General features: G+C 72.1%; 7 protein-coding genes. 2 read left to right on the forward strand and 5 right to left on the reverse strand.

Going from position 1 to position 6,162, the window contains the following annotated elements:
• Positions 1 to 79: 79 nt before the first annotated feature.
• The 3 genes from E1291_RS21775 to E1291_RS21785 all read right to left on the reverse strand — a co-directional run bounded on the left by E1291_RS21775 (position 80) and on the right by E1291_RS21785 (position 2,514).
• The gene (locus E1291_RS21775) at positions 80 to 352 is read right to left on the reverse strand and encodes a WXG100 family type VII secretion target (RefSeq protein WP_131738881.1); all 273 of its coding nucleotides are present in this window, start codon (positions 350 to 352) and stop codon (positions 80 to 82) included.
• Between the two features lie 274 nt (positions 353 to 626).
• Positions 627 to 1,169 carry a hypothetical protein gene (locus E1291_RS21780; RefSeq protein ID WP_131739786.1) on the reverse strand — a complete coding sequence of 181 codons (543 nt, stop codon included), beginning with the start codon at positions 1,167 to 1,169 and terminating at the stop codon, positions 627 to 629.
• Between the two features lie 238 nt (positions 1,170 to 1,407).
• Positions 1,408 to 2,514 carry a GTP-binding protein gene (locus tag E1291_RS21785; RefSeq protein ID WP_131739788.1) on the reverse strand — a complete coding sequence of 369 codons (1,107 nt, stop codon included), beginning with the start codon at positions 2,512 to 2,514 and terminating at the stop codon, positions 1,408 to 1,410.
• 81 nt (positions 2,515 to 2,595) lie between these two features.
• Between E1291_RS21785 and E1291_RS21790 the strand changes: the two genes are divergently transcribed.
• A complete protein-coding gene (locus E1291_RS21790) occupies positions 2,596 to 2,847 on the forward strand; it encodes a type B 50S ribosomal protein L31 (RefSeq protein ID WP_131739790.1) in 252 nt (83 codons plus the stop codon).
• A 263-nt stretch (positions 2,848 to 3,110) separates the two neighbouring features.
• On the opposite strand, the gene E1291_RS21795 is transcribed toward E1291_RS21790, so the two are convergent.
• Complete coding sequence (locus tag E1291_RS21795; RefSeq protein WP_131739792.1) at positions 3,111 to 3,437, reverse strand: hypothetical protein; 327 nt, start codon at positions 3,435 to 3,437, stop codon at positions 3,111 to 3,113.
• A 4-nt stretch (positions 3,438 to 3,441) separates the two neighbouring features.
• The gene (locus E1291_RS21800; RefSeq protein WP_242614292.1) at positions 3,442 to 4,464 is read right to left on the reverse strand and encodes an SPFH domain-containing protein; all 1,023 of its coding nucleotides are present in this window, start codon (positions 4,462 to 4,464) and stop codon (positions 3,442 to 3,444) included.
• Between the two features lie 205 nt (positions 4,465 to 4,669).
• Here E1291_RS21800 and E1291_RS21805 point away from each other — a divergent pair.
• A partial coding sequence (locus E1291_RS21805) for an acetyl-CoA carboxylase biotin carboxylase subunit (protein ID WP_131739794.1) occupies positions 4,670 to 6,162 on the forward strand: 1,493 nt, incomplete at its 3' end.

Below are 6,162 nucleotides of genomic sequence, written 5' to 3' on the forward strand. Positions count from 1 at the left end.
AGTGGAGAAGGGAGCGGTGAAAAGGGCGCGGGCCCCGGCCTCGGGGGGATGGGCCGGGACCCGCGGTCTGTGGCGAGGCTCAGCGGGTGGCGGCCTCGATGTTCTGCTGGGACTTCTTGATGTCCTGGCCGCCCTGCTCCAGGGCGACGGCCATCTTGTCGAAGGCGGTCTTGGCCTCGGCCCAGGCCGAGCGGAACCGGTCGGCGCCCGGACCCCACCACACCTGCGTGCTGCCGACCGTCCGGCCGTTGAGGTCCTTGATCAGGGCGTCCAGGTTGCGGGAGTGCTTGCTGAAGATCCGGGACAGCTCTTCCAGCTCGCCGATGTTGGCACCGCGCTTGTCAGCGGTCATCGCTTGGACCCTTTCGTCGCGGTCCCGTCCATGGTGGGGCGGGGGCCGGGTTCACTGATTCCTTTCAGCGAAGAATGGCGCCAGCCTACGCCCTGCCGATCACGCGAATCCAGCGTCGTGGGGCGGATCGTCCTGCGAAATGGGCATCGTCCCGGAATCGATGTCCAGATGTGGTCACGAACGTGACGCTCGGCAATGATCCTCGTCAAGGTCATTGAGTCACGTCCGGACGGTGCATTCTCGGAGAAACAGAGCAGTCCGGAAAAACGGCAGTTCAGCGGGCTGGGAGAGCCGGGTCGTTGACGGGGCGCGCGGCCGGGTCGAGGACCCGCTCGCCGACCAGCGTGATCTGCTCGCCGCGGGTACGGAACTCGAACCGGCGGCGGACCGACTGGGTGACCTTGCCGGTGTCGTAGCGCACCTCGGTGTGCTCCACGGCCTCCAGCGTGATGCGGTCGCCGGAGCGGACGGCCCTGCCCCCGTCCAGCCGGGTGCGGGCGCCGGTGTAGGCGGGACCGCCCGCGACGGGGGCGCGGTTGCGGGTCTCCAGCTCGCGGACGGCGCGTTCCTGCACGGTCGCCAGGCGCGGGGAGATCCGCACGCCGAGGACCTCGGCGGGGGTGCCGGCGTCGCGGTGGCGCCGCTGGACGAGGGCCTGGGAGCGGCGCTGCAGGAGGGTGTCGGCGGCGGCGGTGAGCTGCCGGGTCGTGTCGGCGTCCAGCGTCGGCGCGGGCGGCCGGACGGCGGACGAGGCGGACAGCAGGGCGCAGGCGGCCGCCGCGACCGCCAGACCGGCACGGGTCAACTGACGCACCATCGGTCCTCCTCCACTGGACGAGGCGAACTCCGCTGGACGAGGCGAAGATACACCGACAGCAGGCCATAGGACCCTCACCATGGTCCTCGGCCCTCGCGCGAGCGCGCTACCTGACCGGCGGGGCAATACCGAAGGCGAGCCCCGCCGGGAAGATCGCGAAGCGATTCGCGCTCGCACAAGCTCGGTCACGAAGCGAGCGCCGGCGAGCGCCGTGGACCGGGATTGCAATGAACACGACCTAATCGAGGACTCCCGCGAAGGGGTCGGCGTAGGTCTCCCACGTCGTGGACCCGGCGAGCATCTCGTCCTCGGTGAGCAGGCAGGCGTCCAGGACGGCGTGGAGGGCGGCGCGGTCGAGGGCCGGGCCGGTGAAGGACAGCAGCTGGGTGCGGTCGCCGAGCTTCGGCCGCCAGTCGAGCGCCGCGGCGGCGCGCCGGGCGGGCGGCTCGTCCGCCCAGGCGCTCGCGGGGAGGGCGGCGAGCCAGCGGCCGTGCTCCTCGATGGCGAGGAGGCCCGCCGCGCAGTCCCAGGACAGCAGGGCGTGCGGCCGGTTGGCGATCCAGATGCGGCCCCGGCTGCGCGGGGCGCGGGCGGCGAGGTCGGGGAGGGCGTCGTGGAGCCGGCCGGGGTGGAGCGGCCGCAGACGGCGCCACACGGTCGTGGCCATGCCGGCGGACGTCCGGTCGCAGGGCGGCCGGAGCGTGGCCGGGGAGACCTTGGCGGCGAGGGCGGCGGGGTCGACGGCGCCGTGCGGGGGGATCAGCTCGTCCAGGTCGGTGACGGGGGCGCCGGCGCCGAGGTGCTCCAGGACCGTGCGGGCGCGCGGGTCCGGGGCGCCGAGGACGAGGCCGGAGGCGTACTCGATCTGCCGGGCGAGGGTCCCGGCGACATGGCGGCCGTCGTCGCCGGGTGCGGTGAAGGCGCGGGAGCCGAGGCGGTCGGCGCAGGTCAGGTCGTCCAGCAGGGCGGACGGGTCCACGGCGGTGAGGATGCCGGCCAGGTGCACGCCGGCGGCCTTCGCGACCCCGGCGGCGACCGCGCGGGGCTCGACCGACCCCCAGGTCTCGACGACGAGCAGGCGCGCGCCGTCGGCGAGGCGCTCCAGGGCGGGCGGGACGTCCTCGCGGAGGGTGCAGGCGACGCAGCCGCGGACGATCTGTATCTCGTTCCGCTCGCGCACGCCCCAGGCGTCCATGACGACGCGTTCGACGCGCCCTCGGGCGATCCCCCGGAGATCGTGGTGGACGGCGGCGGAGTACGGGGTGGACGCCAGGAGCCGGCGGACGGTCTCGCCGCGGGCCTCCGCGTGCAGGCCGGACACGACGACGGCGGGGATGCTGGACACGACACTCCCTCCACGGAATGAAAACGGTTATCGATATGTTTACACCGTCGAGCCGTCCGACACAGGCCAGAGGGAGGAACGATGAAGAGGAACATCCACCCGGACTACCGTCCCGTCGTGTTCCGCGACCGCGCCGCCGGGCACGCCTTCCTGACCGGATCCACCGCCGCCACCGACCGGACGGTCGAGTGGGAGGACGGCCGGACCTATCCGGTCGTGGACGTCGACGTGTCCTCGGCGAGCCACCCCTTCTACACGGGCCGCGGCCGCACGCCGGACTCCACCGGCGCCGTAGAGAAGTTCAACCGCCGCTACAACCGCCCCGGGGACTGACCCCGGCAGACAGAAGGCCCGCACCTTGACAACAAGGTGCGGGCCTTCCACATAAACCGACCCCTGCGTGCAGGCCGTGGCGCATTGCCCCTGGATGTAGGTCTGCCTAATAGCACTCCTCAGCCGTCACGCGAGCGCGCGCCCTGACCGGCGGGGCAAAGCCGAAGGCGAGCCCCGCCGGGAAGATCGCGAAGCGATTCGCGCTCGCACCAAGATCGGTCACGAAGCGAGCCGCCAGGCGAGCGCAGTGGGCCGAGATCGCATTAAATACAGCTTTCCAGGGCCGCGACCCGGGAACGGGCGCGGGCCATGGCGGTGTGGTAGCGCTCCTCCCAGTCGGCTTCACCGTCCGGGATGGACTCGACGGTCTGCCGGTCCAGTTCGGAGACCACATCGCCGTGGCCGTCGCGGGCGACCCGCCTGACGACCACGGCGGTCACACCGCCGGACGACTCCGTGTGGACCTCCCACCGGGCACCGCGCTCCGCCGCCCGGCGGGCCCCGGAGGAGGCGCCGCCGACCGCGTACACGATCAGGACCACCACGACGGCGGCCACCGCGAGCATGACCAGGATGACCAGGAAGCGCATGCCGTCACCTCTGCGGGAGGAGCGAGCCGTTCGGGTTGCCGGGGGCGTACACCGTGATGCCCTGCGGGAGCGCCTTCAGCTCCTCGATCCTCGCGCAGGTCGGGCACTTGTTGTAGCCGTCCTGGCGGGCCTTGTTGGCCGCGGCCTCCGCCTTGGCCGAGGCGACCTTCGCCTGCGCCTCGCTGACCTGGGCGAACGCGGCCTGGGCGCGGTCCACCGCGTCCTGCACCTTCTCCGGCAGGGTGACCCGGACGAGGTTGAAGTGGATGTTGGTGACGAACCTGCCGCCGAGCGTCGACTCCAGGTCGGCCGCGAGGCTGGTGTTGATCGCGTTCTGGACCTTGGCGATGTTGCCGTTGTTGCTCTGGGCCTGCTGGCCGCCCTGCTGGGGCGCCTGCGGGCGGACGGGCGCGGAGGTGTTCTGCACCAGCGCGCAGGACGAGACGAGCTCGGCGCACCGGAAGCTGTTGATCTGGCTGCGCAGGTCGTTGTCGATCACCGGGCGGACGATCTGGTCGAGGAACGCCGACCAGCCCGAGTCGCCGTCATAGGGGAAGTACGCCTTGCCGCCCGCGCCGCGGAACTTGCGGGTGCCGTACTTGTCGTCGAACGCCCGGATGCTCTGGTGGTCCTGGTTGAGGGTGAAGTACAGCGTCCCCTCGATGCCCATGTTGACGCCGTCCGAGCTCGGCACGGTCACGACGTCCACACCCGACATCTCGCCCTTCTGGGCGTTCGAGGTGATCGTGTAGAAGCGCTGCTGGGCCGGGTACTTGTGGACCTTCGAGTACAGGCCGATCCAGACGCGGCCGGAGCCGGGGTCGATGACCTGGCGGATCCGGTTGTTGTCGAAGAACCCTCCGTTGCGGACGACCGCGATGTCACCGCCGCCCGTGCGCTCGAAGCCGCCGAGCAGGGCGCTCAGCACCGGCAGGCCCACCACGACCAGGACCACCGCGACGACGATGGCGGTGCGCCGGCTCGGCGCGCGCAGTCCGGTCCCGCCGGACGACTCCTTCTTGGCCACGACCCTGCTCCTCTCCCGTCCGCGCCGTGGACGGCGCGGGCTCCCTCGATCAGACGGAACGGATTCTGGCCTGGATCCAGGTCAAGGGTGCACCTATCGCCACAAGCCCCTACCCCTAGGGCGAAACCGGCTTTAAGGAGGGCCTTCCGCAATCCCGAGAAGGCGGTTATCTAGACTGCCTGCCAGGTTGAGGGAGGAGACCCACGTGCGCAAGGTCCTGATCGCCAACCGCGGTGAGATCGCGGTCCGTATAGCCCGTGCCTGCCGTGACGCGGGGCTCGCCAGTGTCGCGGTGTACGCCGAGCCGGACTTGGAGGCGCTGCACGTTCGGGTCGCCGACGAGGCGTTCGCGCTCGGCGGGCGGACCGCTGCCGAGAGCTACCTGGACATCGGCAAGCTGTTGCGGATCGCGGCCGAGTCCGGTGCCGACGCCGTCCACCCGGGCTACGGGTTTCTCGCCGAGAACGCCGAGTTCGCCGCCGCGGTGGAGGACGCCGGCCTGATCTGGATCGGTCCGCCGCCCGCCGCGATCACCGCGCTGGGCGACAAGGTGCAGGCCCGGCACATCGCCCAGAAGGTCGGCGCGCCGCTGGTCGCCGGCACCAAGGACCCGGTGTCGGGCGCCGACGAGGTCGTCGCCTTCGCCCGTGAGAACGGGCTGCCGATCGCGATCAAGGCCGCGTACGGCGGCGGCGGCCGCGGCCTGAAGGTCGCCCGCACCCTTGAGGAGGTGCCCGAGCTGTACGAGTCCGCCGTCCGCGAGGCGGTGGGCGCGTTCGGGCGCGGCGAGTGCTTCGTCGAGCGCTACCTCGACAAGCCGCGGCACGTGGAGACCCAGTGCATCGCCGACCGGCACGGCAACGTCGTGGTCGTGTCCACCCGCGACTGCTCGCTGCAGCGGCGCCACCAGAAGCTCGTCGAGGAGGCACCGGCCCCCTACCTGTCCAAGGAGCAGCTCGACCTGCTGTACACCTCGTCCAAGGCCATCCTGAAGGAGGCCGGGTACGTCGGCGCGGGCACCTGCGAGTTCCTCGTCGGCCAGGACGGGACGATCTCCTTCCTGGAGGTCAACACCCGCCTCCAGGTCGAGCACCCCGTCACCGAGGAGGTCGCCGGGATCGACCTCGTCCGCGAGATGTTCCGCGTCGCCGACGGCGCGGAGCTCGGCTACGGCGACCCGGAGCTGCGCGGCCACTCGATCGAGTTCCGGCTGAACGCCGAGGACGCCGGGCGCGGCTTCCTGCCCGCCGTCGGCACGCTGACCGCGTGGGAGCCGCCGACGGGCCCCGGGGTCCGGCTGGACTCCGGCTACACCGCGGGGCAGACGGTGCCGCAGGAGTTCGACTCCCTGATCGCCAAGCTGGTCGTGACCGGCGCGACCCGCCGCCAGGCGGTCGAGCGCGCCCGCCGCGCGCTCGCCGAGTTCGTCATCGACGGCATGCCGACCGTCCTGCCCTTCCACCGGGCCGTCCTGGACGACCCGGCGTTCGTCCCGGCCGACGACGCGGCGCCGTTCACCGTCCACACCCGGTGGATCGAGACCGAGTTCGACAACCGGATCGAGCCCCACCCCGCGCCCGGCGCCGGCGAGGAGGAGGGCGAGCGGGAGCGCGTCACCGTCGAGGTCGGCGGCCGGCGCATCGAGGTCGTGCTGCCCGCCGGGCTCGGCGCCGCGGGCGCCCCCGCGGCCGGCGCGGG

Origin of the sequence: Actinomadura roseirufa, assembly GCF_900659635.1 — a bacterium.
Taxonomy (GTDB): domain Bacteria; phylum Actinomycetota; class Actinomycetes; order Streptosporangiales; family Streptosporangiaceae; genus Spirillospora; species Spirillospora roseirufa.

What these genes read in the sequence shown, in the direction of transcription:
- E1291_RS21775 (WP_131738881.1), bottom strand. Translation starts at nt 352, where the DNA reads ATGACCGCTGACAAGCGCGGTGCCAACATCGGCGAGCTGGAAGAGCTG.
- E1291_RS21780 (WP_131739786.1), bottom strand. Translation starts at nt 1,169, where the DNA reads ATGGTGCGTCAGTTGACCCGTGCCGGTCTGGCGGTCGCGGCGGCCGCC.
- E1291_RS21790 (WP_131739790.1), top strand. Translation starts at nt 2,596, where the DNA reads ATGAAGAGGAACATCCACCCGGACTACCGTCCCGTCGTGTTCCGCGAC.
- E1291_RS21795 (WP_131739792.1), bottom strand. Translation starts at nt 3,437, where the DNA reads ATGCGCTTCCTGGTCATCCTGGTCATGCTCGCGGTGGCCGCCGTCGTG.